General features: G+C 47.3%; 27 protein-coding genes. 19 read left to right on the forward strand and 8 right to left on the reverse strand.

What is annotated here, in order from left to right:
* The 5 genes from EOO50_RS12575 to EOO50_RS12595 all read right to left on the reverse strand — a co-directional run.
* Positions 1-328, reverse strand: a 328-nt coding sequence (locus EOO50_RS12575; protein WP_290840620.1) for an alpha/beta hydrolase, incomplete at its 3' end; no start/stop codon positions are given.
* Entirely contained in the window at positions 328-1,902 is a 1,575-nt protein-coding gene (locus tag EOO50_RS12580) for an NADP-dependent glyceraldehyde-3-phosphate dehydrogenase (RefSeq protein ID WP_290840621.1), read from the reverse strand. The genes EOO50_RS12575 and EOO50_RS12580, both read right to left, overlap by 1 nt.
* A gap of 362 nt (positions 1,903-2,264) precedes the next feature.
* A complete protein-coding gene (locus tag EOO50_RS12585; RefSeq protein WP_290840622.1) occupies positions 2,265-2,576 on the reverse strand; it encodes a rhodanese-like domain-containing protein in 312 nt (103 codons plus the stop codon).
* A 33-nt stretch (positions 2,577-2,609) separates the two neighbouring features.
* On the reverse strand, positions 2,610-3,215 hold the full coding sequence (locus tag EOO50_RS12590) for a thioredoxin family protein (RefSeq protein WP_290840623.1): 606 nt from the start codon (positions 3,213-3,215) through the stop codon (positions 2,610-2,612).
* Positions 3,216-3,219: 4 nt separating this feature from the next.
* Positions 3,220-3,738, reverse strand: coding sequence for a redoxin domain-containing protein (locus EOO50_RS12595; RefSeq protein ID WP_290840624.1), 519 nt, complete (start codon positions 3,736-3,738; stop codon positions 3,220-3,222).
* 141 nt (positions 3,739-3,879) lie between these two features.
* Between EOO50_RS12595 and EOO50_RS12600 the strand changes: the two genes are divergently transcribed.
* The 16 genes from EOO50_RS12600 (at position 3,880) to EOO50_RS12675 (ending at position 19,078) form a co-directional block, all read left to right on the forward strand.
* On the forward strand, positions 3,880-4,332 hold the full coding sequence (locus EOO50_RS12600) for a MarR family transcriptional regulator (protein WP_290840625.1): 453 nt from the start codon (positions 3,880-3,882) through the stop codon (positions 4,330-4,332).
* A 21-nt stretch (positions 4,333-4,353) separates the two neighbouring features.
* The gene (locus EOO50_RS12605) at positions 4,354-4,989 is read left to right on the forward strand and encodes an NAD(P)H-dependent oxidoreductase (RefSeq protein ID WP_290840626.1); all 636 of its coding nucleotides are present in this window, start codon (positions 4,354-4,356) and stop codon (positions 4,987-4,989) included.
* 32 nt (positions 4,990-5,021) lie between these two features.
* The gene (locus EOO50_RS12610) at positions 5,022-5,588 is read left to right on the forward strand and encodes a YceI family protein (protein ID WP_290840627.1); all 567 of its coding nucleotides are present in this window, start codon (positions 5,022-5,024) and stop codon (positions 5,586-5,588) included.
* Positions 5,589-6,373: 785 nt separating this feature from the next.
* Positions 6,374-7,774 carry an anthranilate synthase component I family protein gene (locus tag EOO50_RS12615; RefSeq protein WP_290840628.1) on the forward strand — a complete coding sequence of 467 codons (1,401 nt, stop codon included), beginning with the start codon at positions 6,374-6,376 and terminating at the stop codon, positions 7,772-7,774.
* A gap of 297 nt (positions 7,775-8,071) precedes the next feature.
* Positions 8,072-8,635, forward strand: coding sequence for an aminodeoxychorismate/anthranilate synthase component II (locus tag EOO50_RS12620; RefSeq protein ID WP_290840629.1), 564 nt, complete (start codon positions 8,072-8,074; stop codon positions 8,633-8,635).
* 36 nt (positions 8,636-8,671) lie between these two features.
* Positions 8,672-9,664, forward strand: a complete 993-nt coding sequence (gene trpD, locus EOO50_RS12625; RefSeq protein WP_290840630.1) for an anthranilate phosphoribosyltransferase — start codon at positions 8,672-8,674, stop codon at positions 9,662-9,664.
* Positions 9,661-10,452, forward strand: coding sequence for an indole-3-glycerol phosphate synthase TrpC (gene trpC / locus EOO50_RS12630; protein WP_290840631.1), 792 nt, complete (start codon positions 9,661-9,663; stop codon positions 10,450-10,452). Before trpD ends, trpC begins: the two co-directional genes overlap by 4 nt.
* Complete coding sequence (locus tag EOO50_RS12635; protein WP_290840632.1) at positions 10,449-11,051, forward strand: phosphoribosylanthranilate isomerase; 603 nt, start codon at positions 10,449-10,451, stop codon at positions 11,049-11,051. Before trpC ends, EOO50_RS12635 begins: the two co-directional genes overlap by 4 nt.
* A complete protein-coding gene (trpB, locus tag EOO50_RS12640) occupies positions 11,048-12,229 on the forward strand; it encodes a tryptophan synthase subunit beta (RefSeq protein ID WP_290840633.1) in 1,182 nt (393 codons plus the stop codon). The genes EOO50_RS12635 and trpB overlap by 4 nt, the downstream gene beginning before the upstream one ends.
* Before the next feature lie 114 nt (positions 12,230-12,343).
* Positions 12,344-13,105 carry a tryptophan synthase subunit alpha gene (gene trpA / locus EOO50_RS12645; RefSeq protein WP_290840634.1) on the forward strand — a complete coding sequence of 254 codons (762 nt, stop codon included), beginning with the start codon at positions 12,344-12,346 and terminating at the stop codon, positions 13,103-13,105.
* Positions 13,106-13,202: 97 nt separating this feature from the next.
* Positions 13,203-13,829, forward strand: a complete 627-nt coding sequence (locus EOO50_RS12650; RefSeq protein ID WP_290840635.1) for a TetR/AcrR family transcriptional regulator — start codon at positions 13,203-13,205, stop codon at positions 13,827-13,829.
* Positions 13,816-15,153, forward strand: coding sequence for a TolC family protein (locus EOO50_RS12655; RefSeq protein WP_290840636.1), 1,338 nt, complete (start codon positions 13,816-13,818; stop codon positions 15,151-15,153). The genes EOO50_RS12650 and EOO50_RS12655 overlap by 14 nt, the downstream gene beginning before the upstream one ends.
* A 6-nt stretch (positions 15,154-15,159) precedes the next feature.
* Complete coding sequence (locus EOO50_RS12660; protein ID WP_290840637.1) at positions 15,160-16,257, forward strand: HlyD family secretion protein; 1,098 nt, start codon at positions 15,160-15,162, stop codon at positions 16,255-16,257.
* A gap of 277 nt (positions 16,258-16,534) precedes the next feature.
* A complete protein-coding gene (locus EOO50_RS12665) occupies positions 16,535-18,130 on the forward strand; it encodes an MDR family MFS transporter (RefSeq protein WP_290840638.1) in 1,596 nt (531 codons plus the stop codon).
* 95 nt (positions 18,131-18,225) lie between these two features.
* A complete protein-coding gene (locus EOO50_RS12670; protein WP_290840639.1) occupies positions 18,226-18,579 on the forward strand; it encodes a hypothetical protein in 354 nt (117 codons plus the stop codon).
* A gap of 43 nt (positions 18,580-18,622) precedes the next feature.
* Positions 18,623-19,078 carry a GNAT family N-acetyltransferase gene (locus tag EOO50_RS12675; RefSeq protein ID WP_290840640.1) on the forward strand — a complete coding sequence of 152 codons (456 nt, stop codon included), beginning with the start codon at positions 18,623-18,625 and terminating at the stop codon, positions 19,076-19,078.
* Positions 19,079-19,242: 164 nt separating this feature from the next.
* Here the strand turns inward: EOO50_RS12675 and yaaA are convergent, their stop codons facing one another.
* The 3 genes from yaaA to EOO50_RS12690 all read right to left on the reverse strand — a co-directional run bounded on the left by yaaA (position 19,243) and on the right by EOO50_RS12690 (position 21,758).
* On the reverse strand, positions 19,243-20,001 hold the full coding sequence (gene yaaA / locus EOO50_RS12680) for a peroxide stress protein YaaA (protein ID WP_290840641.1): 759 nt from the start codon (positions 19,999-20,001) through the stop codon (positions 19,243-19,245).
* A gap of 85 nt (positions 20,002-20,086) precedes the next feature.
* A complete protein-coding gene (locus tag EOO50_RS12685) occupies positions 20,087-21,142 on the reverse strand; it encodes an RluA family pseudouridine synthase (RefSeq protein WP_290840642.1) in 1,056 nt (351 codons plus the stop codon).
* The gene (locus tag EOO50_RS12690; RefSeq protein WP_290840643.1) at positions 21,135-21,758 is read right to left on the reverse strand and encodes a PASTA domain-containing protein; all 624 of its coding nucleotides are present in this window, start codon (positions 21,756-21,758) and stop codon (positions 21,135-21,137) included. The genes EOO50_RS12685 and EOO50_RS12690 overlap by 8 nt, the downstream gene beginning before the upstream one ends.
* 244 nt (positions 21,759-22,002) lie before the next feature.
* On the opposite strand from EOO50_RS12690, the gene EOO50_RS12695 reads away from it, so the two are divergent.
* The 3 genes from EOO50_RS12695 to EOO50_RS12705 all read left to right on the forward strand — a co-directional run bounded on the left by EOO50_RS12695 (position 22,003) and on the right by EOO50_RS12705 (position 25,413).
* Positions 22,003-22,980, forward strand: coding sequence for a D-alanine--D-alanine ligase (locus EOO50_RS12695; protein WP_290840644.1), 978 nt, complete (start codon positions 22,003-22,005; stop codon positions 22,978-22,980).
* Positions 22,981-23,037: 57 nt separating this feature from the next.
* On the forward strand, positions 23,038-23,502 hold the full coding sequence (gene coaD, locus EOO50_RS12700) for a pantetheine-phosphate adenylyltransferase (RefSeq protein WP_290840645.1): 465 nt from the start codon (positions 23,038-23,040) through the stop codon (positions 23,500-23,502).
* Between the two features lie 183 nt (positions 23,503-23,685).
* Positions 23,686-25,413: a M14 family metallopeptidase gene (locus EOO50_RS12705; protein ID WP_290840646.1), complete on the forward strand. Its 1,728-nt coding sequence runs from the start codon at positions 23,686-23,688 to the stop codon at positions 25,411-25,413.
* Positions 25,414-25,495: the final 82 nt, after the last annotated feature.

Genomic DNA, 25,495 nt, shown 5'->3' on the forward strand with positions numbered 1-25,495 from the left:
CACCAATGCTGTGCCCGATGAGAACAACCTTCTTTTCAGAAAAACCGTCGACGGCGAAATGAATTGCGGTCTCGAGGTCGTTCGCGCCCCAATCGACTGCATCGCAATCGGCGTCGGTCAATTTGTCGGGTTTCGATTCGGCGATTCCGCAATAATCGAACGTCACGACGCTGACACCATTTTGAGATAGCCAGGTCGCGAAGTTCGAATAGAATTTTTGAGGCACTCCAGTTGCGGGTGCGATCACGACAATCGAATCGCCGACCGCCGCGAAATGACGCACGGCAATCGAATATCCGTTTGGCGTTTGCAGCGCGAGGGTTTGCATCACAAAATATAATCGGTGTTTACGAAATTCGATTGTTTGCTGTCGATGATCGCCGTCAGGATGTCGTTGTTGTATTCGTTTTCCTTGGCCGCGACGAACGTCCTGATCGAGAACGAACGCAGACCGTCGTGGATGCTCAATGTTCCCGCCGCCGAATCTTTGCGTCCCGTGAACGGGAAAACATCGGGGCCGCGCTGGCACGAACTGTTCAGGTTCACGCGGCAGACGAGATTCGTAAGCGCGTCTATGAGCGGCGATAAGGTTTTCACGTCGCTTCCGAAAAGGCTGACCTGCTGACCGTAATTCGATTCGGCCATATCGTCGAGCGGTTCGTCTATGTTCTTGAACGGCAAAATCGGGATCACAGGCCCGAATTGTTCCTCGTGATAGATACGCATTTCCTTGTTTACAGGATAAACCACTGCCGGGAAAATGAAATTGTCGTAGTGCTTACCACCGTTGGCGTTGCGGATTTTGGCACCGTTGCGCGTCGCATCGTCGATCAGGCCCTGAATGTATTCAGGTTTGTCGGGTTCAGGCAACGGCGTGAGTTTGACGCCGTCTTCCCACGGATTCCCGAATTTGAGCGCGTCAACCTTCTCGCTGAAACGCTTGTTGAACTCATCGGCTATATCTTCGTGTACGTAAATGATTTTCAGCGCCGTGCAACGCTGTCCGTTGAACGAAAGCGTGCCTGTCAGACATTCTTCGATCGCCAAATCCAGATCGGCGTCGGGCAAGATGATCGCGGGATTCTTGGCCTCTAGGCTGAAAATCATGCGCAGTCGGTTTTTGTGCGGATGCTGATCCTGCAACGCTCTCGCCGAAGTGGAATTCCCGATAAGTGCCAACACGTCGACCTTTCCCGTCTGGACGATCGGGCCGGCCACTTCCCTACCGCGTCCGTAAATGATGTTGATCGCGCCCGGAGGAAAACTCTCGGCGAACGCAGGCAAGATCGGCGATAACGCCAAAACCCCGAATTTGGGCGGTTTCAAGATCACGGTATTTCCCATGATCAACGCGGGAATCAACAGCGAGAAGGTTTCGTTGATCGGATAATTGTATGGCCCGAGGCAAAGCACGACACCAAGCGGGCCGCGGCGGACCATCGCGTGAACGCCTTCAGACTTTTGGAAACGAGCGCCCTCGCGGTCCATCTTCTTGTATTCTTCGATCGTATTTTTTATGTAATCGACGGTACGATCGAATTCCTTTTGGGAATCTCCGAGCGTTTTCCCGATTTCCCACATGAGGAATTTCACGACTTCCTCGCGCGTGGTCTTCATTTTCGCGACGAATTTTTCCATGCACTTGATGCGGTCGGCGACTTTCATCGTGGGCCACAAACCCTGGCCTTTGTTGTAGGCATCGGCGGCTGACTGGATGGCTTCGAGACCTTCGGCTTCGCCCATTGCAGGTGTCGAACCGATTAGCGTCGGCGCGTATTCGTCAGTTGTTGAGATTGGTGAATAGACGTCGGCGAATTTGCCGGTCCAGGTTTTGAGCTCGCCGTTCACGAGCCAGGTTTCTTGTTTGAATGGGGTTATTTTGTGTTGTTCGGGTATTGTCATGTTTCGTTGTTTAGAGTTTAGCGTTCGACGTTTTAAAGGTTCCTTTAAAGTTAAAGAACATTCGTGTATTCCCGACGTGGAAAAATAGGTTTGTGGAAAAGTTAACTTCCAATTGGAAATGCATCCGCGTGAGGGATGCGAGTGGAAATCCTTTTTGACAATCCTGCAAGGTTTACAAAACCTTGTAGGTATCAAAAAGATTGGAACGGGTCAGCCCGACAGCGGCCGGTAAAATGCGACCAGCTTTTTACCGGCCGGTGGCACGCCCACAAATTTAAACCATTAAGACCATTGCGTTCATCAAGACAAATTCTTAAAGAACTTAATGAACTTAATGGTTCAAAATGTAATTCGCGTAAAAATTACGGCAAAACGCTATCGCCGTTCCACTGCGAAAATCCGCCTATCAAATTATACGTCGTATCAAAACCCAATTGGTTCATGATCGCGCAGGCCTGAGCCGAACGTCCGCCGGCTTTGCAATACACGTAATAATTCTTGGTCTTGTCGAGTTGGTCGACCTCGTAGATGAAACCCTGGCCTTTGTAAATGTCGATGTTGATTGCGCCCGGAATAATCCCGTCGTTCCATTCATCTTCAGTGCGCACGTCGAGGATTACGGCGTTGGCGTCGTTTTGGAGTTTGTCGCTCCAGTCCTGTTGGTTTAAATCCATTTTATTTTTAAGTAATGAGATATACGTAGTGAGTTAGGCTTTGATCGAACAGCCGATTGCTTTGGTTTCAGTTACTTTAACCGGTTGTCCTCGCAGCAAGGCGTCGAGTGCATTTTCAGCGTATTTCTCTTTTACGGCCGACGGTTCTTCGTGGTTGTCATCGATCGCGCCGATGTATTTCACTTCATTTCCCTTCGCGGTTTTCTGTAAAATGTACACGTGAGGTGTTTTTGTCGCTCCGTATTGCGGATAGATTTTCTGGCCTTCGTCAAACAAATACGGGAACGTGAATCCTTTTTCCTTGGCGCGCGCCTGCATCAATGCGAAACTGTCCTCTTTTTGCTTTTCAGGATTGTTCGGATTGATCGCAATGACGGGATATCCAAGCTTTGCGTACTTTTTATCGAGCGCGATGATGCGATCTTCGTAAGCCTTCGCGAACGGGCAATGGTTACACGTGAACACGACGATGAATCCTTTGGCCGACTTGTAATCAGACAGGGAAACCATTTTACCGTCGACATTCTTCAATTTGAAATCGGTGGCGACGTCGCCCACTTTATATCCCGAGCCCGGAGTCGTGAATGCCGATATGAACGCGATGATCGCCACGGCTGCTAAAATTCTCATTGTTTTCATTTGGTTATTGTATAAAAGGTTTGACTTCAGTTTCGAGTTGTTCATATGTGAACGATTGCTCATAAAATTTGCGCTGGTTTCCTTTATAGATCACGGTCGCGGGGATCGCGCCGGTCCAATCGGGGTTTACTTTTGAAATCCAGGAATTCATGTCGGGATCGCTCAGGAACACGACTTTCGATTTCAGGTTTCTGCGTTTTATGAACGGAATCAGGCTTTTTTCGACCTGCTTTTTAAAATCGAGGCTGACCAACAGCACACTTACTTTTTTGTCTTTGTATTGGGCGTTGAGTTTTTCGAAATTCGGAAGTTCGGCAATGCAAGGTGCGCACCAGGTCGCCCAGAAATTGACCACGTACGTTGAGTCGTTGTTCTTCTCAAGTAGCGCTTTGAACGTTTCGTAGTTGTAGGATTTTACTGTGATTTCGTCTTTTGTGAACGTTTCCAGGGGTTTTGGCTCGGCTTGGGAATATCCGCTCAAACTTGCCGCAAATATCGCAAGAACGACAAATAACCTCTTCAATTTTACTACATTTTTCATCCCGTTAAAAGTAACCATTTCAAAAACGCTCTTTTCCATTTAACAAAAAAATAACAACAACATTTGTACATACAAATATAAATATCGCCTACATTTGTGCCTACAAATTTTGTATTTACAAATATGAAAATCGAAGATATCATAAAAAGCAGTATTCCGCTGTCGGCATCGAAACGAGTCGTGCTGAATTTGGGATACACGCAAAAAGTGCTGTCGGATCAAATTCTCGGGATTTTGAAACCATTCGATATTTCAATCGAGCAATTCAATGTTCTGAGAATCCTGCGCGGGCAAAAAGGAAAGCCCGCCAACATGAACCTAATCCAGGGACGCATGATCGCCAAGACAAGCAATACGACGCGATTGGTCGACAAATTGCTCGCGAAGGATTTCGTAACGCGCAAAGTTTGCCCGAACAACCGCAGGAAAATGGAAGTCGGGATTACGCAAAAAGGTCTTGATCTACTCGTGGAACTCGATCCTTTAATTGAAAAGCACGAGGAATCTCTTACTTCTAATCTCACGCCCGATGAACTCCTGCAACTCAATTCGTTGCTCGACAAATTGCGCCAATGATAACATCATTTTAACACTGTTATGAATACCTTTATATCCAATTTGAACTGGCGTTATGCCACAAAAAAATACGACGCGTCGCGCAAAATTTCAGCCGACGAACTTGACATTTTGAAACAGGCGATCCGCTTCAGCCCGTCGTCTATGGGGTTGCAGCCGTACAAGGTTCTGATAATCGAGGACAGGCAAATTCGCGAACAACTCGCCGAAGCATCGTTCACGAACAAGGATTCGATCCTCAACGCTTCTCATTTATTCGTATTCGCGAACATCGTGGATTTCGGAAAAACCGACGTGGATGATTTCATCGGAAACCTGGGTCAAGTACGCGGCATTCCGGTTGAAAACCTCGAGGAAATGCGCACGAAGGTAAATTCGTACGTCGGGTCGAGAGACGCTTCGATCAACAATATCTGGACGTCGAAACAAACGTATATCGCTTTGGCAAACTTATTGAATGCGGCCGCATCGCTTGAAATAGACGCGACGCCAATGGAAGGTTTTCAAGCCGACAAATACAACGAAATCCTTGGCTTGATTGAAAAAGGCCTCAGCGCATCGGTGATTGCGACCGTCGGATACAGGCTAGAGGACGACAGTTTCCAACACCTCAAAAAAGTTAGGAAACCTGAAAACGAATTGTTCATCACATTATAATCAATAACTTAATCTTTAATTATTTACATCAAATGAAAAATTTCAAAACAATCGCAATCGCTTTATTTTTGGCTGTAGGAACTGTGGTTTCGGCCCAAAGCAAGAAAATCGACGTTTCTAAAAGCGCGATCAAATGGGTCGGTAAAAAAGTAACCGGTCAACACGAAGGAACCGTGAGTTTCAAAGACGGTGCAATCGTGACTAAAGGCGGAAAACTGTCGGGCGGAAGCTTTACTGTCGACATGACGTCGATCGCAGTTACCGATCTTGAAGCCGGAAAAGGAAAAGAAAAATTGGAAGGTCACTTGAAGAATGACGATTTCTTCGCTACCGACAAATTCACCACTGCGAAACTTGATTTCAAAACGATCACCGCAAAGCCGAACAACGTATACACGGTTACTGCCGATTTGACTATCAAAGGAAAAACGGCTCCCGTAACTTTCGACTTGACGTTGGGTAAGAATACCGCTTCGACTACATTCAAGATCGACCGCGCCAAATATGACGTGAAGTATGCTTCAAAAAGCTTCTTCGACAGCCTTGGCGACAACGTGATCTATGATGAATTCGACGTTACCGTTAACCTCGTGTTCTAATTTTAGTTATTATATATTGGAAACCCCGGAGTTCGCTTCGGGGTTTTTCTTTTTAGTGCCTGAGTACCTGAGTGCCTGAGTGCCTGAGTGCCTGAGAGCCTGAGAGCCTGAGAGCCTGAGATTCGTAATACACAACGATATTTTACAAAGACGCGACGAAAAAAATTCGTGCATTCGTGGCAAGAAAAAAACTAACCTCAAATTAAAGTAAGAAACTTCAATAACCAATTTAAAAACAACTTCGCGCCTTCGTGCCTTCGTGGCAAAAAATAAATCCAACCTAAGTGAACGTAAGAAATTCAATCGCCAAAATAAAAACAACTTCGCGCCTTCGTGCCTTCGTGGCAAAAAACAAATCCAACCTTAAGTGAACGTAAGAAACTTCAATCGCCAAAAGAAAAAACAACTTCGCGCCTTCGTGCCTTCGTGGCAAAAATAATCCTACCTTAAGTAAAAGTAAGAAACTTCAATAACCAAAATAAAAACAACTTCGCGCCTTCGTGCCTTCGTGGCAAAAAATAAATCCAACCTTAAGTGATAGTGTGCAACTTCGATCGCCAAAATAAAAACAACTTCATGCCTTCGTGGCAAAATCCAAAATCAAAAATATTTCCCAACATCAACCCAAACTTAAAACCAATTCCTATATTTGCGACATATGAAAGTCACAAACAACAACTGGTGGTGGAACTCTTTACGTCAAAATCCGTGAAGCGTCCGCTGTTAGTATAAAATATACGAAAGGCCCGTCAATCACGACGGGCCTTTTTTTATATCAAAAAATCATGATAACCTACACATTCAAAAGTTCCTACCGCGAAATCCTCGCCGACACGATCACTCCCGTGGGCGTGTATCTGAAACTGCGCGACAAATTCGCGAATTCGCTGTTGCTCGAGAGTTCCGACTATCAGGCTGGAAACAACAGTTATTCATATGTGTGTTGTGATCCGATCGCATCCATTAAAGTCGAAAACGAAATCATCACGCAGCAATTTCCCGATGGTTCGACCGAGACGAAATCGGCCCGCGAAAACGACGTGATGAAAACCGTCAGCGAGTTCGCCTCCCGCTTCAAGATGGAAAGATCAGTGCACAAATGCATACAGGGCGGGCTTTTCGGATATATCGCCTACGACGCCGTGCGTTATTTCGAATCGGTGGAAATCACCAAAAAACAAGGCGATACCGAGATTCCCGATTTGTATTACGCGGTTTACAAAAATGTGATCGCCATCAATCATTTCAAGAATGAGGCGTATTTGTTCTGTCATTCGACCGACGAAACCGACAACCTCGACGAAATCATCGGACTGCTCCAAAACAGTGCGTTGCCCAAATATCGTTTCGCCAAAAATGGTGAAAAGACAACGAATTTGTCCGACGCCGATTACCGAAACCTCGTCGCCAAAGCAAAACAGCATTGCCAGCGCGGCGACGTGTTCCAGCTCGTGCTTTCGAGGCGGTTTTCACAACAGTTCAAAGGCGATGACTTTAATGTGTATCGCGCTTTACGCCGAATAAATCCATCGCCTTACCTGTTCTTTTTCGATTATGGGAATTTCAGGATTTTCGGGTCGTCGCCCGAGGCACAATTGGTCGTCGAAAATCGCAAGGCCGAAATCCATCCGATCGCGGGAACATTCAAACGAACCGGAAACGACGAAGAAGACGCGATTCTTGCGCGGGCATTGTCGCAGGACAAAAAGGAAAATTCCGAACACGTGATGCTCGTCGATTTGGCGCGAAACGATCTGAGCCGAAACGCCACGCAAGTCACCGTCGAGAAATACGCCGAGTTGCAGTTCTTCTCGCACGTGATCCATCTGGTTTCCAAAGTCACCGGGAAATTACGCGACAATGCGCACACGTTGCAAGCCGTGGCCGACACATTCCCCGCAGGAACACTGTCGGGCGCGCCCAAACACCGCGCGATGCAACTTATCGAAGAACTCGAAAACCTCAATCGCAGTTTTTATGGAGGCGCGATCGGATTCATGGATTTTGACGGAAATTTCAACCATGCGATAATGATTCGTACCTTTTTAAGCAAAAAAAACACGTTGCATTATCAAGCCGGCGCGGGTTTGACCGTCGCGTCCGATGAGGAAAAGGAATTACAGGAAACGTATAATAAATTGGCGGCTTTGGATAGGGCGATTGAGGAAGCGGAGGAGATTTGTTGATTTGGTCATTTGTTGATTTGTTGATTTGTTGATTTGTTGATTTGTTGATTTGAGTTCATGCCTTCCGAACGAAACCTAACGTCAATCAACAATGAAAATTTCCGTCAAAGACACAACCCTAATTCAAATAAACGAATAAACGCATAAACAAATCAACCATCAAAACATCCGTCAAAGACACAACCCTAATTCAAAAAACGAATAAACGAATAAACAAATCAACCATCGAAACATCCGTCAAAGACACAACTGACTTTTCAAATAAACGAATAAACAAATCAACGCATAAACAAAAAAATGAAAGTACTGATAATCGACAACTACGACTCCTTCACCTACAACCTCGTCCACTATCTCGAAGATCTGGGCGCCGAGGTCAGCGTGATGCGCAACGATGATTTCGAGATTGACGAGATCGAGCCGTTCCATAAAATATTGCTGTCGCCCGGGCCCGGAATTCCCGATGAGGCCGGACTTTTGAAACAAGTCATCAAAACCTACGCGCCGAGCAAAAGCATACTTGGAGTTTGCCTCGGTCAACAGGCGATAGGCGAAGTTTTCGGAGGTTCGCTATCGAATCTGGAATCGGTTTTTCACGGCGTTTCAACTAAAGTAAAAATCCTCGATACGAACGAAATCCTGTTTCAAGGTTTAGGCGATGAGATCGAGGTCGGACGTTATCATTCCTGGGTCGTAAATACCGATTTACCCGACGTTCTGATCGCGACTTCGGTCGACGAAAACGGCCAGATCATGTCGCTCAAGCACCAAACCTACGACCTGCGCGGCGTGCAATTCCATCCTGAAAGCGTGCTCACGCCCCACGGGAAACAAATCCTCAAAAATTGGCTTGGCTGTTAATCATCGCAAGAGGAAATTAACGCTAACTAACACGAAATGAAAACGATATTAAATAGATTAATCAACCACGATACGCTTTCGCAACAGGAAGCGTACGATACGCTCACGTCGATTTCGGCCGGAAATTACAATCCGTCGCAGATCGCGGCTTTCCTTACCGTTTATATGATGCGTCCGATTACGACCGCAGAACTTTACGGCTTCCGATCGGCACTTCTCGACCTGTGCGTCCGAATCGACCTGAGCGATTTCGAAACCATCGACTTGTGCGGAACGGGCGGCGACGGAAAAGACACATTCAACATTTCCACGCTTTCGTCGCTCGTCGTTGCGGGTTGCGGCATCAAAGTCGCCAAACACGGGAATTATGGCGTTTCGTCGGTTTCGGGCTCGAGCAACGTCATGGAAAGTCTGGGCGTGAGATTCAGTAACGACGAGTCATTTTTGAAGCGTTGCATCGATGAGGCGAATATTTGCATTCTGCACGCGCCGTTGTTCCATCCGGCGATGAAAAACGTCGCGCCGATCCGAAAGGAACTGGCCGTAAAAACCTTCTTTAACCTGCTCGGCCCGCTTGTGAATCCGGCGTTTCCGCAGAACCAATTGTCGGGCGTTTTCAGTCTTGAACTGGCTCGGATGTATGCGTATCTGTTGCAGGAAACCGATGTGAATTTTGGGGTTTTACATGCGCTCGACGGATATGACGAAATCTCGCTGACGGGAAATACGAAAGTCATTTCAAACCTCGAAGAAACGCTTTTTTCGCCCGCCGATTTCGGATTCGAAAAGCTTAACCCGTCTGACATAAAAGGAGGAGAAACCGTTGCCGATTCGGTAAAAATCTTCACCGAAATACTTCACGGAAACGGAACCCAAGCCCAACAAAACGTCGTATATGCGAATGCCGCGCTCGCGATAAAAATGATGAAAAAATGTTCGCTGGAGGAAGCGATCGCGTCGGCAAAAGAAAGTTTAAAATCGGGAAAAGCCTTACAGACATTACAAAAACTACAACAACTATCTTCATGAATATTCTAGAGAAAATCGCCGCCAACAAGGCCCGAGAGATCGAATTACGCAAAAAGATAATACCACGATCGTTACTTGAAAACACCCAATTATTCAAACGCCCGACGTTTTCGTTAGCCGATTCATTGGCTTCGAGCGACTTCGGGATCATCGCCGAGCACAAACGCCGCTCGCCTTCAAAAGGCACGATCAACCACTCGATTCCGATCGCCGATGTCGTGGAAGGTTATGCGAACGCCGGCGTTTCGGGGATTTCCGTATTGACCGACACGACGTATTTTGGCGGTTCCGTCGATGATATATTGCTTGCGCGCGCCTCAGTTTCGACGCCGTTATTGCGAAAAGAATTCATCTTGGACGAATACCAGATCATCGAGGCGAAATCGATCGGCGCCGACGCAATCCTGCTACTCGCATCGATGCTGTCGGCCGAAGAAATCAAGAAATTCGCCGTGCTCGCGCTCAAACTCGGCATGGAATCTTTGCTTGAAGTGCGCGATTTCGAGGAATTGGATCGATCGATGTGTTCGGAAATCTCGCTCATCGGTGTCAACAACCGCAACCTCAAGGATTTCAAGACTGACATTTCCACGAGTATCGAAATGGCGCAACACATTCCAAGCGAATGCATAATGGTGTCCGAAAGCGGGCTCGACGATGCGAAAACAGTAGCCGAATTGCGTCGTGCAGGTTATCGCGGTTTCCTCATCGGGGAACATTTCATGAAGACCGACGATCCCGGAAAGGCCGCAAAAACATTTATGGACGAAATCAAAGAAGCGCTATGAAACTCAAGGTTTGCGGCATGAAATACAGCGATAACATATCGGAAACGGGCTCGCTCCTACCCGATTTCCTGGGATTTATCTTCTGGGAGAAATCGTCTCGTTATTTCGATGGTGAAATTCCCGAATTGCCGCAAACGATCAAAAAAGTCGGTGTTTTCGTCGACGCCGATGCCGATTTCGTTCGGTCAAGAATCGCAAAACACGAACTGAATGTAGTGCAATTTCATGGAAACGAATCTGTTCAATATTGTGCCGACTTTCAAAATTCGGGCGTTGAAATCATCAAGGTTTTTTCAATAGAAACGGCTCAAGATTTCGCTAAAACCGAAGATTATCAAAGCGTTTGCGATTATTTCCTTTTCGATACCAAAGGAAAACTTCCGGGTGGAAACGGGTTCGCGTTCGACTGGAAAATCCTTGAAAAGTACAAATCGCGAAAACCGTTTTTTTTGAGCGGCGGAATCGGTCCGGAATCCATCGAGGATATCAACAAATTATCTGTAAAACCATTCGCGATCGACATCAACAGTCGGTTCGAAATTTCGGCCGGGCTTAAAAATGTGGCCGAAATCAAACAATTCAAATACGATTTACTATGAAATATTCGGTTGACGAGAAAGGGTTTTACGGGAATTTCGGCGGCGCGTTCGTGCCTGAAATGCTGTACCCGAATGTAGAGGAATTAAGGCAAAAATACCTCGAAATCTGCAACACGCCGGAGTTCCAAAAAAGATTCCGAGATCTATTGCGCGATTATGCGGGACGTCCGACGCCGCTGTATTTTGCGTCACGCCTGTCTGAAAAATACAAAACGAAAATTTACTTGAAGCGCGAAGATCTTTGTCATACGGGCGCGCACAAGATCAACAATACGATCGGTCAGATCCTGCTCGCACAGCATCTCGGCAAGAAACGCATCATCGCCGAAACCGGTGCGGGACAACACGGCGTCGCGACGGCAACGGTCTGTGCGCTCGCAAATCTCGAATGTATCGTTTACATGGGCGAGGTCGACATGAAACGCCAGGCGCCCAACGTGGCCAGAATGAAAATGCTCGGTGCCGAAGTCAGGCCTGCGACATCGGGTTCGAAAACGTTGAAAGACGCGACGAACGAGGCGATCCGCGATTGGATTTCGAATCCCGAGGATACGTATTATTTGATCGGCTCGGTCGTCGGGCCGCATCCGTATCCCGATTTGGTGGCGCGTTTCCAGTCGGTGATCTCCGAAGAAATCCGAAAGCAACTTCTCGAAAAGGAAAACCGCGAAACGCCTGATCACGTGATCGCTTGCGTAGGCGGCGGGAGCAATGCGGCCGGGGCTTTCTATCATTATCTCGACGATAAAAACGTGAATTTGATCGCCGTTGAAGCGGCCGGACATGGAATCGATTCGGGTGAAAGCGCCGCGACGTCGGTTCTTGGAAAACCCGGAATCATACACGGCAGCAAGACGCTTTTGATGCAGACCGACGACGGGCAGATCACCGAACCGTATTCGATTTCGGCAGGTTTGGATTATCCCGGAATCGGACCGTTGCACGCTCACCTTTTCGATTCGAAACGCGCCGAATTTTTGAGTGCGACCGACGACGAAGCGATGGAAGCCGGACTTGAATTGTGCCGTCTCGAAGGAATTATTCCAGCGATTGAGAGCGCGCATGCGTTGGCGGTTTTGAAACAGCGGACATTTAAAAGTGACGATGTCGTGGTGATTTGCTTGTCGGGACGCGGTGATAAGGACTTGGCGACTTATATAGATTATTTCAAAATATAACTTCTAAACAATTAAGATAGTTAAGATTAGTTAAGCAAAATGTTGAAAACAGACAGAGTTTCGTTAAAACTCCTCAACTACTCTTAACTATCTTAATTGTTCAATTTTTTTTCCATGACGAGACTTTCCAATATCTTCAATTCCGACCAAAAACTCTTGTCGGTATACTTTACGGCCGGATATCCCAAATTAGACGATACTGTAAAAATCATTTCCGAACTCGAAAAATCAGGCGTCGACTTCCTCGAAATCGGGCTTCCGTTCAGCGATCCATTAGCCGACGGACCCGTAATCCAGCACAGTTCGACAATCGCGATCGAAAACGGAATGACCGCGAAATTGCTGTTCGAACAACTGCGCGACATCCGCAAAAGCGTAAAAATCCCGTTGCTGATCATGGGTTATTTCAATTCGATGCTGCAATTTGGAATCGAGGCGTTTTTGCAAAAGTGTTCCGAAACGGGAATCGACGGATTGATCATTCCCGATTTGCCGCTCGATGTGTATGTTTCCGAGTACGAACCGGTGTTTAAAAAATACGATTTGCCGTTGATTTTCCTCGTCACGCCACAGACTTCTGAAGAACGGATACGAGAAATAGATTCGGCATCGAATGCGTTTATCTATTTGGTTTCTACCGCTGCGATTACCGGAAACAGCGCTGATTTCGGACAAAAGCAGGAAGATTATTTCAAGCGGATTGCAGATTTGAAACTCAAAAATCCGTGTGTTGCAGGTTTTGGGATTCATGACAAAAAAACGTTTGAAGCGGCGACGCGATTCACTTCGGGCGCGATTGTCGGGTCGGCGTTTATTCGAAATCTCGAACAAAATGGCATTTCTTCGATTGCTGACTTCATCTCAAAATTCAACTAAAACGTTTTCAATTGTTAAAGAAAAGTTAAACCAAAAACTAAACAAACGTTTAACTTAAACAATCGTTTAATTTTGTGACCGATTTCAAATGAAAACGATGTCTGCATTAAACGAGAAACAAGAACGAATCCTGCAAGTGGCCGAGAAGCTGTTTGCCGAGAAAGGTTTTGACGGAACTTCGATCCGCGACATTTCAAAGGAGGCGAAGATCAACATCGCCATGGTTTCCTATTATTTCGGTTCGAAAGACAAGATGCTCGAGGCGCTGATCCTCTTTCGCGTCGACGACATGCGCCTGCAGCTCGAAAACCTGCTGAAGCTCGACATCGATCCGTGGGATAAACTCGAGAAGCTTATCGAACTCTACATCGCACGCGTCAATAAAAACCGCTGCATTTATCAGATCATCCATTTTGAACTCGCGAACAAGAAACGCGATTTGAACATCGGTTCGTTCAATGAGATGAAGCTCAAGAATCTCGAAACCATTAGAAAAATCATCAACGAAGGCCAGGAAAAAGGACTGTTCAACAAGGACGTGATGATCGAACTCATTCCCGTAACCGTAGTCGGAACTTACTTCCAATTCCAGATGAGCCGCTCGATCTACGAGCAGATTTTCAATCTCAAGACCGAACGCGACTACGAAAACTTCGTCAAAAACGAACTCACCCAACATATTAAACAAGTAATAAAAGCCCTGCTCAAAAATGAAAATCACTAAGATCATCGCTTTGACACTGCTGGTTCTCGGCACTTCGCTCGCACAGGCACAAAAGAAAAGCCTGCCGCTTGGCGAAGCCGTGAAAATGGCCGTTACCCAAAGCAATCAGGCGATTTTGGCCGACACCAAGGTCAACACCGCAAACTTTGAAACCCAATCGGTGAAGATGAACCAATATCCCGACCTCAAGATTTCGGGACAATATTTACGATTGACGAACGCCGACATCAACCTTAAAAGCACAAATGAAGCCACTGACGGCGAAGATACGGGCGAAGGAAGCTCAAGTCCCAAAGTCAACCAATTGATCTTTGGCCAGGCGAGTTTGTCGATGCCGATCTATTCGGGCGGAAAACTGCGCAACAGCATCAAGGCGTCCGAGAATCTGTACAAGTCGCAACAAGCGTCGTCGGCTCATTCGAAAGAAGAAGTCGCGATGGAAGTCGTGCAATACTACGCCGATCTGTACAAGGTTCAAAAATCGATAGAACTGCTCAACGAAAGCCTAAAAAGCAGCAAACAACGCGTCACCGATTTCACGAATATGGAGGAAAACGGCCTGATTGCGAGAAACGATTTGTTGAAGGCGCAGCTCGCGTCGTCGCGCATCCAATTGTCGTTGGACGAAGCCGAGAAAAACGAACGCGTGATCAATTATTACCTCGTCACGCTTTTGAAACTTCCCGCGGGAACGCAAATGCAGATCAGCCCCGATAACATCAACCAGGATATCTTCAGCCTTACGTTGAATTCAGAGGAACAAGCGCTTAAAAGCCGGAAAGACCTCGAGGCGTTGCAATATGCGAAACAGGCGTCAGACGCGCAGATCAAAGTCGCCAAAGCCGATTACTATCCGCAATTGGCATTCACGGCGGGTTACGTCGGGCTTGACTTGCAGAACGTCGTGCGTGTCGAGAACGCGATGAACTTCGGAGTCGGAATATCTTACAACGTAAGTTCGATCTTCAAAAACGGAAAGCAGGTAAAAGTCGCCAAAAGCCGTGCGTTCGAAATCGAAAACCAACAGGCGATGCTTACCGATGAGATCAAACAGGAAGTCGTCCGAGCAAACGAAAACTACCAGTTGTCACTGAAACAAGATAAGGTCTACAACGAAGCCGTGGGCCAAGCTGATGAGAATTACCGCATCGTCAAAGACAAATACGACAACGGCCTGAGCGACACGAACGACCTGCTCGAAGCCGACGTCGATGACTTGAACGCCAAGATAAACGTCGCCTATTCACGCGCCAACATCGTGCTCAAATACTACGAGCTGCTCGAGGCAAACGGACAACTAACACAATCATTCAACCTGAACTAACATATCATGAAAGAAGAAAAACAAGAGGAAAAGAAAAAAACGAACAAGAAATTCCTTGTCATTTTCGCTGTGCTGATCCTGGTTGGAGGCAGCTACGGCATCTACAAATACATCCACTCGCTCGCGCACGAATCGACCGATGACGCCCAGGTAGAGAAAAACATGAATCCGATCATCCCGCGCGTTTCGGGTTATATCACGAAAGTCTACGTGAAAGACAACGACTTCGTGAAAAAAGGTGATACGCTTTTCACGATCGACGATAAGGATTATGTCGTTAGAGTCGAGGACGCGAAAGCCGCGTTGGCTGCTGCCGAAGGAAATTTGGCGGTTTCGAAGGCCGACATCGGAACGGCATCGGCAGGTGTTTCAGTATCCGAAGCCAACGTGCAATCGGCCGGTGGAAACATCGAAAGCGCAAAGATCCGATTGGGTCGCGCACAAGCCGATTACGACCGTTACAAAAATTTGTACGACAAACGTTCGATCACGAAACAACAGTTCGAGCAGGCTGAAGCGACGTACTTGGAAGCCAAAAACCAGGTCAAGATTTTACAGGACCAGCAACGTGCGAGTTCATTCCAAAAATCGGTAAGCCAAGCCAGGAGCGCGGTTTCAGGAAAACAGACTGAGGTTGCCGCAGCGAACATCAATCGTGCGAAAGCCGCATTGGCCGCCGCCGAACTGAACTTGACGTACACGATCGTAACGGCTGCCGTCGACGGACAGATCTCAAAGGTGAACGCCCAGCCGGGACAATTGGTACAGCCGGGACAATCGTTATTCTATATCATCAACAACGCCGAAGTCTGGGTCGTTGCGAACTTCAAGGAAACACAGGTCGACAAGATGGTCGTCGGGCAAAAAGCAAGCGTCAAGGTCGATGCGTTTCCAGATACCGAATTCGAAGGCGAAATCACCTCATTTTCTCCGGCTACGGGAGCGAGATTTTCGCTTTTGCCGCCTGACAATGCCACCGGAAACTTCGTAAAAACCGTGCAACGTCTGCCTGTCAAAATTTCATTGACCGATAAGAACGATGCCGAGAAATTGAAGCGTTTGCGTTCGGGGATGAACGTGGAGGTTGATGTGTATGTGAAGTAATTGATAATTGATAATTGACAATTGACAAGTGATAATTGACGATTATCTGAAGTTGATGAACGATACGCTTTTAGCCCGGATGGTAGCGGTTAGCCCACAGGCGGAAAAGCGATTTTACACCAAGTTGGCACGGCGACCAAAGGAAGCCCGATGCGAATTTGAGTGTAAAACGATTTGGCGCCGAGGACTAAAAGCGGACAGCCGGAATAGCTCCTAAAATAACTTGAATTTCAGGTTTTAGCCTAAAGCTTAAAGCCTATTGCCTAAAGCAAAAAATATGTCTGCACCTGCAACAACACACAACCCCGATGAACTCGTAGAATACGGCTTCCGACGCGTGATCATCACGATTACGGCCGTGATGTGCGCGCTTCTCGAGATCGTCGACACAACCATCGTGAACGTCGCACTGACGCACATGCGCGGTTCATTGGGCGCAACGCTTACCGACGTGGCCTGGGTCATTACGGCCTACGCGATCGCAAACGTGATCGTGATCCCGATGACGAGCTGGCTGTCGCAACAGTTCGGGCGTCGCAATTATTTCGCGGCCTCGATCATCATATTCACGATCGCATCATTTCTCTGCGGAAACGCAACAAACATTTGGGAACTCGTCGCCTTCCGCTTCATTCAGGGAATGGGAGGCGGTGCGCTTCTCGTGACCGCACAGACTATAATCACCGAATCCTATCCTTTGGCGAAACGTGGGATGGCACAGGCGATTTACGGAATGGGCGTAATCGTCGGGCCGACTTTGGGGCCGCCGCTCGGAGGCTGGATTACCGACAATTGGGATTGGTCGTGGATTTTCTACATCAACATCCCGTTGGGAATCATCGCGACTTTCCTCACGCTTTCGTTCGTTAAAAGCCCGAAATACGCCGACAAACTCAAGGCCAGCCAAGTCGATTGGTGGGGAATTATCTTCCTGATCGCGTTCATCGGATCGCTGCAGTTCGTATTGGAACACGGCCAACAGGACGATTGGTTCGACGATGGCCTGATCGTGACGCTCAGCGTGATTTCGTTATTCGGACTGCTGGCATTCATCTGGCGCGAGCTTACCTATAAACACCCGATCGTGAATTTGAGTGTGCTCAAGGATTCGAACCTAAGGATCGGGACATTCATGTGTTTTATCCTCGGTTTCGGATTGTACGGTTCGACGTTGATCATTCCGATTTATACCCAACAAATCCTGGGTTGGACGGCCACCGACGCCGGATTGCTGCTGATTCCGGGATCGCTCGTCACGGCTTTCATGATGCCGATCGTGGGAAATGCGATCCAAAAAGGCGTGAAACAACCGTATCTCGTCGCCGTCGGATTCTTGATCTTCTTCATCTTCGCGTTCTGGATGTACAGCGTCATGACGCCCGACACGGGGGAAGAACACTTATTCTGGCCGCTCATCATGCGCGGTTTGGGATTGAGTTTGCTTTTCGTCCCTATCACAACGATGTCACTTTCGACATTGAAAGGAAAACACATCGGCGAAGGTGCGGCGTTTACGGGCATGATGCGACAACTGGGCGGTTCGTTCGGGATTGCGATCATCACGACGTTCATCACGCGTTTCAGCCAATCGCATCGCGTGGACCTGGTCGCGAATATCGATATCACGAAACCGGCCGTAGCGACGCGCGTGCAGCAGATCCAACAAGGATTCATGGCGAAAGGATTTCCTGAGAACGAAGCCTACTCGAAGGCATTGCAGGCGATGGATTTTTCAGTGATGAAACAGGCGACAGTAATGTCGTACATGGATATCTTCATTTACCTGGGCGTGTTGTTCCTGCTGTGTATTCCGATCATACTGTTCATCCGGAAAGGCAAAAACAAAATCGATCCAAACGAGGCAATGCATTGATATTCAACATCGTGTTGTTAAAAAATAATCACAAAAAAGTTATATCCGCTTTAATTTTTGGCTATATTTGAGTTACCTCTATAAAAAACGACAAAATGGGACTATTCGGAAACAACATCAAAAAGATTATCCGTGAGATAAGGAAGATGAGCGAATACTACTCAAATGACTTAAGCAAGGAAATCAAGGAATCTTTCGAAGATTTGAAGGAAGCTTATGACGCCAACAGCGACGTAGTGCCTGAATTCGAGAAACTCGTCAGCGAACTCAAACCGAAACTGGACAGCGCCGATGCCAACAAGCTCGAAGCGTTCGTAAACCGGATTTCACGCGTGGACCGCAACGCCCAAAAAGGTGTCGACGCCATGTATGAACTCTCGCGAAACCAACGAAAGATCACCACCGAAAGTCTTCGCGACATCGAAGAACTCGAAATGGAATTGAAATAACAACAACCGCTGAAAGGCGGTTTTTTTTTACGACCTTTTTTAAATGGAAATACAAAACGCGACCACCAATGATCACGAAATTCTCACGTTCATCACCAAAACGTCTAAAAACATTTGGGGTTACGGCGACGAGCAGATCGAGAAATGGAGCGACGTACTCACGATTACAACTGATTATATAGAAAAAAACGTGTTGCGGAAATTGGTCGACGATGGGCGGATCATCGGCTATTACGCGCTGATGCAAGTCGATCCCAAAGAAATGCGTCTCGATTATATGTTCGTGCTGCCGGAATTTACAGGGAAAGGTCTCGGAAAATTGCTGGTCGAAGATGCGATTGACACGGCGCGCAACTTAAAGTACACCAAAATCTCGCTCGACGCCGACCCGAATGCCGAAGGTTTTTACGAACGGCTTGGCTTTTCATTGGTCCGGAGAATGGAAAGTACGATTCCGGGGAGATTTTTGCCGGTGATGGAAATGTTGTTGATTTGTTGATTTGTTGATTTGTTGATTTGAGTCGATGCCTTCCGGGTTGATTTTCGGATTTTAGTAAAATATCGTAAATAAGAAATAGTCAAACGGCAGGCAACATTTCTAATCAACGAATCAACGTATCAACGTATCAACGTATCAACGCATCAAAACATCAACGAAACAAATCAGCGCGTAAAAACCAACGTATTTCCCTTCGACAAATTCGCATCGAATGAATAACCATCGTAATTGAAACCTTTCAAATCGTCTATGGTTTCAGCGCCGGTGTCAATGATGTATCGTACCATCATGCCGCGCGCTTTCTTCGCGAAAAATGAGATCATCGAGAGCTTGCCGTTTTTGTAGTCCTTGAATTCGGGCGTGATTACGGGAACTTTGAGTGCTTTGGCATCGATGGCCGAAAAGTATTCGTTACTCGCGAGGTTCACGAACAGTTCGCCTTTTTTGAGTTCTTTGTTGAGCGCTTTCGTGAGATTGGATTTCCAGAATGCGTACAGGTTTTTATCGTCCCCGACTTCGAGCGAAGTTCCCATTTCGAGTCGGTACGGCTGGATCAGATCGAGCGGTTTGAGCAATCCGTAAAGTCCCGACAGGATTCGCAGTTTGTGTTGCAGATCGTCAAGTTTTTCGGCAGGGATGGAATATGAATCAAGCCCGATGTAGACATCGCCGTTGAATGCGTAGATTGCCGGGCGCGAATTTTCAGCAGTGAAAGGCGTTTTCCATTTCTTGTTGCGTTGCCAGTTCAGATCGGCGAGTTTGTCTGAAATATCCATGAGTTCCATGAGCTCTTTCGGTTTCTTGGCCTTGAGCGCCTTGTGGACTTTGCGCGACGCGGTCAGGAACGCGGGTTGCGTGTGGCGTTGCGTCGGTAATGGCGTTTCGTAGTCGAGTGTTTTGGCTGGGGAAATGACGATTTTCATTGTTGTTTTGAATGTTGTGTTTTGAATTTTAAATGTAGGGCGACTGTCGCAGAAATCAAAATCCAAAATTTAAAATTCAAAGTAATCAATCCTCTTCTTCCTCGACTTCCTTCACCGACGAATACGCACGCCATTTGTCGATAACCGATTGCATATCTGCCGGAATTTCCGTGTCGAAACGCATCATTTCGCCTGTCGTCGGATGTTTGAAACCCAGTGTTTTGGCATGAAGCGCCTGCCTCGGAAGCAACTTGAAACAGTTGTCGACGAATTGTTTGTATTTCGTGAACGTCGTGCCTTTTATGATCTGGTCGCCTCCATAGCGTTCGTCGTTGAACAACACATGCCCGATGTATTTCATATGCGCTCGTATCTGGTGCGTACGTCCCGTTTCCAATTTGCACGAAACCAGCGTCACATATCCGAAACGTTCGAGAACCTTATAATGCGTAACGGCGGGTTTCCCGATTTCAGGATCTTCAAAAACCGCCATTTGCATGCGATCCTTGAGATGGCGCGCGATGTTTCCCGTAATCGTGCCCGAATCTTCCTTCACATTTCCCCAAACGAGGGCGACATATTCGCGCTCCGATGTCTTGAATTCGAATTGGGCCGCGAGATTCGCAAGCGCCTGTTCGGTTTTTGCGACGACCAGAAGTCCTGACGTGTCCTTGTCTATTCGGTGGACCAAACCGGGCCGATTGCTGGAATTTACCGGCAAATTCTGGAAATGATAGACCAGGGCGTTAACCAAGGTTCCTGTGTAGTTTCCGTGTCCGGGATGTACGACGAGGCCGGGCGGTTTGTTGAGCACGATCAAGACGTCATCCTCGTATATGATGTCAAGCGGAATATTTTCAGGATCGATGCGGTTCTCGAACGGCGGATGCGCCAATAAGATTCGGATCACATCGAACGGCTTGACCTTATAATTCGATTTTACTGGAACATCGTTCACATAAATATCGCCGTTGTCGGCCGCGTTCTGGATCTTGTTGCGCGTGGCATTCGGAATCAGGAACGTCACGTATTTATCGATGCGCAAAAACGCTTGGCCTTTTGGGACTTCGAATCGGTAATGCTCAAAAAGCTCGTCGTTCGTTTCCTGGCTTTCGAGGTCGAAATCGGGTTCGTTAGTCATTGCTTTCTTCTTCTGTTTGAGGCGCTACACTCGTGCTGTCCGGTTCTTCTTCCGATTCTTCGAAACCTACTTTTCCATCGCCGAGCACAAGATCGATCTTGGACGATTTCCAGACCTTGTCGCCGGGTTTGAGTTTCTTTCCATTGAGGCGCATTTCAAGAACCATGTCCTTGCCCAAGTACGGTCTATACGTAATTTTTCCTTCTTCAAGTCCGAGCGCTTTCAACGTAGGCGCGGCCTGGCGATACGTCTTTTCGATCAGGTCAGGCATGCGCACCGACGTGAATCCCGACGAATTGATCTTGATATAAATCTTGCGGCCTTCTTTAACTTTCGCTCCGGGTTCCGGATCCTGGGTCACGACGCTGTGCTTCGGATAATCCTTTACGTAATCGACGCTGTCCAGCAACACGTATTCCAAGTCGAGCGCATCGAGCTTCTCCTCTACCTGTTGTTCGCTGAGTTTGCGCAAATCGGGAACAGAGATTTCGGTTCCGTGATCGGTCGTAAAAGTCAGCCAATGCATGAAAACGAAACCAAGCGCGAATATGATCAGGATCGCTGCTACGATCTGCAATACGAAAACACGGCTTGTAAGATATTGTTTGAGACTCATTGTCGAGAAGTTTTGCGCAAAGATATAAAAATTGGGATGGGCATGGGTTTGGAAAAAATAGTTAATTTTGGAGTGCCTGAGTACCTGAGTGCCTTAGTGCCTGAGCTCGTGCGAAACGTGAATTGGATCAAAATTTTTCCGCGGAAGGCAACGACTCAAATCAACAAATCAACAAATCAACAAATGAACACCCGAGGCGCAGCCGAACTGATGGAGCGCAGCGGAATAAATCAACAAATCAACAATGAAAAACATCGCCATCGTCATGGGCGGCTACTCCAGCGAATTCGAAATCTCGCTCAAAAGCGGCAATGTCGTATATCAATATCTTGACAAATCGCGTTACCGAGGTTTTCGCATCCATATCTTCAAGGAAAAATGGGTGTTCGTCGATGATGACAACAATGAAATCCCAGTAAATCGCGCCGATTTCTCGATTACCGTAAATGACGAGCGCATCACGTTCGACGCCGTTTTCAATGCCATACACGGAACGCCCGGAGAGGACGGTTTATTGCAGGCGTACTTCGAATTGCTCGGCATTCCGCAGAACACCTGCGATTTTTACCAGGCCGCGCTCACGATGAACAAACGCGATTTATTGTCGGTGCTGAAACCTTACGGAATCAAGACGGCCGAATCGTACTACCTGAACAAAGGCGATCACATCGATACTGAAGCCATCGTCGCGAAAGTCGGTTTGCCGTGTTTCGTGAAGCCGAACAAATCGGGATCAAGTTTCGGGATTTCAAAAGTGAAGACCGCCGACGAATTGCCGATCGCGATCGAAGTCGCCTACAAAGAAGACAACGAAATTATCATCGAGAGTTTCCTCGACGGACCCGAAGTTTCGGTCGGTGTGATCAATTACCAAGGCGAAGTCATCGTGCTGCCGATCACCGAAATCGTGTCCGAAAACGACTTCTTCGATTACGAAGCGAAATACCTCGGGAAATCACAGGAAATCACACCCGCCCGATTGCCCGACGAAACGGCTGAAAAGGTACGCGCAGTCGCCAAACGCGTATACGAAATATTGAAAATGAAAGGATTCTCGCGCAGCGAATACATTCTCGTCGACAACGAACCGCACATGCTCGAGATGAACACGATTCCCGGTTTGACTACGGAAAGTTTGATTCCGCAACAGGCGAAAGCAGCGGGAATTTCGCTTGAGGAATTGTTTACCAACGCAATCGAACTCGCATTGGCGGGGAAATGAATTATTAATTTGAATGTCTGGGTCCTTCGACTTTCGACTTTCGACTTTCGACTAAAAATGAGAAAAGCAATATTCCCCGGATCGTTCGACCCGATCACAAACGGACACTACGACATCATAAAACGCAGCCTGCCGCTGTTCGACGAGATTGTCGTGGCCATCGGGATCAACGCCGAAAAGAAATACATGTTCAGCCTCGAAGAACGCAAACGCTTCATCGAGGAGAGTTTCGCCGACGAACCCAAAGTCTCGGTCATCACCTATGAAGGTTTGACGATCGACCTGTGCAAGAAACTGGGCGCGAAATTCATCTTGCGCGGCCTTCGCAACCCGGCCGATTTCGAGTTTGAGAAAGCGATCGCGCATACGAACAGGCAGTTGTCTAAGATTGAAACCGTGTTCTTGTTGACGGCCGCGAAAACGTCGTACATCAGTTCGAGTATCGTTCGTGATGTGTTGCGGAATGGAGGCGATTATACGGTTTTGGTTCCCGACGCGGTAAGAGTTGCTACGAATAAGTGATTTTTTTGAACCATTAAGGACATTAAGTTCATTAAGATTTTGCTTTCGTGTTATTTGCATAATTATTTTCGTGAGTATACCGGTTAGTAAATTCGACGGTCGTTCCACAATTATATATACTTGAACTCCTCACGCTTAATGAGCTTAATGCCCTCAATGGTTAAATTTTAGATTTCCATTCGCATGACTAAAATCATACTTTTTCTCACAGCCTTTCCGCTATTTGTTTTCGCCCAAAAACCCGACTACAAAACAATCTTCGAAAATGGAAACGGCAACCAAGGCGCGAACTACGACCAAACCATAGCCTTCTACGAAATGCTCGCCAAGGATTTCCCGACCTTAAAAATCGAGGAATGTGGCTTGACCGACAGCGGAAAACCGTTGCATCTCCTATTGTTTTCATCGGACAAAGACTTCAGCTATCCGTCGGCCAAAAAATCGATAATCCTAGTAAACAATGGCATACACGCGGGCGAACCCGACGGAATCGACGCGACGATGCAATTGATCCGCGATCTGGCGACGGGAAAAATCAAGGCGCCGAAAAACGTAATCTTCGCGACAATTCCCGTGTACAACATCGGCGGATTCCTGAACCGGAATTCGACTTCGCGCGTAAACCAGGACGGCCCCGAAGAATACGGATTTCGTGGCAATGCGCGCAACTTCGACCTCAATCGCGATTTCATAAAGTCGGACGCGCGGAACACGAAAAGTCTCACCGATATTTTCCGAAAACTCGACGCCGACATCTTCATCGACAACCACGTGAGCAACGGCGCCGATTACCAATATGTCTTGACGTACATCATGACGCAGCACAACCGACTCGGCAACGCGCTCGGCGATTACATGAATAAGGAATTGACGCCCGCTTTGGTTTCGGATCTCAAAAAGAAGAAAATCGAATCGACGCCCTATGTGAACGCTTGGGGAGAAACGCCCGACGCTCACGGTTTCGCGCAGTTTTACGACGGCCCGAGATATGCGACGGGTTATACTTCGCTGTTCAATGCGATCGGTTTTGTCGTGGAAACGCACATGCTCAAGAAGTACGACAAGCGCGTGAAGGCAACGTATGAATTCATGATTTCCGCGATTGATTTTGCCGACAGCCACGCCTCGGAAATCAAATCGAAACGGCTCGAAAACGAAAAGCAATTCACCGCCGGAAACAAATACGCGATCGCGTGGCAGATCGATTCATCGAAGGTTGAAAAAATTGAATTCCTCGGCTACGAAGGCAGCTACAAGAAAAGCGATGTCACGACCGGCGAGCGTTTGTTTTACGACCGAAAGAAACCGTTCAAAAAACAAATCCCGTTTTACAAGGAATACAAACCCGCGAAAGAAATCACGATTCCCGAAGCGTACGTGATCCCGCAAGGTTGGTGGAACGTAATCGGCTTACTGCAACAAAACGGCATCCGCGGCGGCCGCATCAAAAAAGACACGGTCATCGAGATCGAAAGTTATCGCATCGCCGATTACAAAACGGGCACGAATGCGTACGAAGGACATTACCAGCACCGAAACACGAAAGTCACGTCGGCTAAAATAAAGATGCAATTCCACAAAGGTGATTTCATCTTCCCGACGAACCAAAAAGGCGCGAAATATTTGCTCGAAACGTTGGAGCCCGAGGCCGGGGATTCGTTCTTCAACTGGAATTTCTTCGATTCGACCCTACAGCAAAAGGAAGGCTATTCGGATTATGTGTTCGAGGATTTGGCCGCCGAAATTTTGCGCAAAAATCCCAGTCTTAAAGCCGAACTCGACGAAAAGCGTAAGTCGGACGAAGCGTTTGCGAAAAATCCCGAAGCGCAACTCGACTGGGTATACAAACATTCGAAATATTATGAAAAGGCGCACTTGCAATATCCCGTTTATAGAATCGTGAAACCATGAACAAACTTATTTGCTTTGTAATTTGCGCGATGTTTTTAGCGTGCGAGCAAAAACAATCCGAAAAATCATCCGATTCTTCAGT

The sequence above is a fragment of the Flavobacterium sp. genome (assembly GCF_004211145.1).
Taxonomy (GTDB): Bacteria; Bacteroidota; Bacteroidia; order Flavobacteriales; family Flavobacteriaceae; genus Flavobacterium.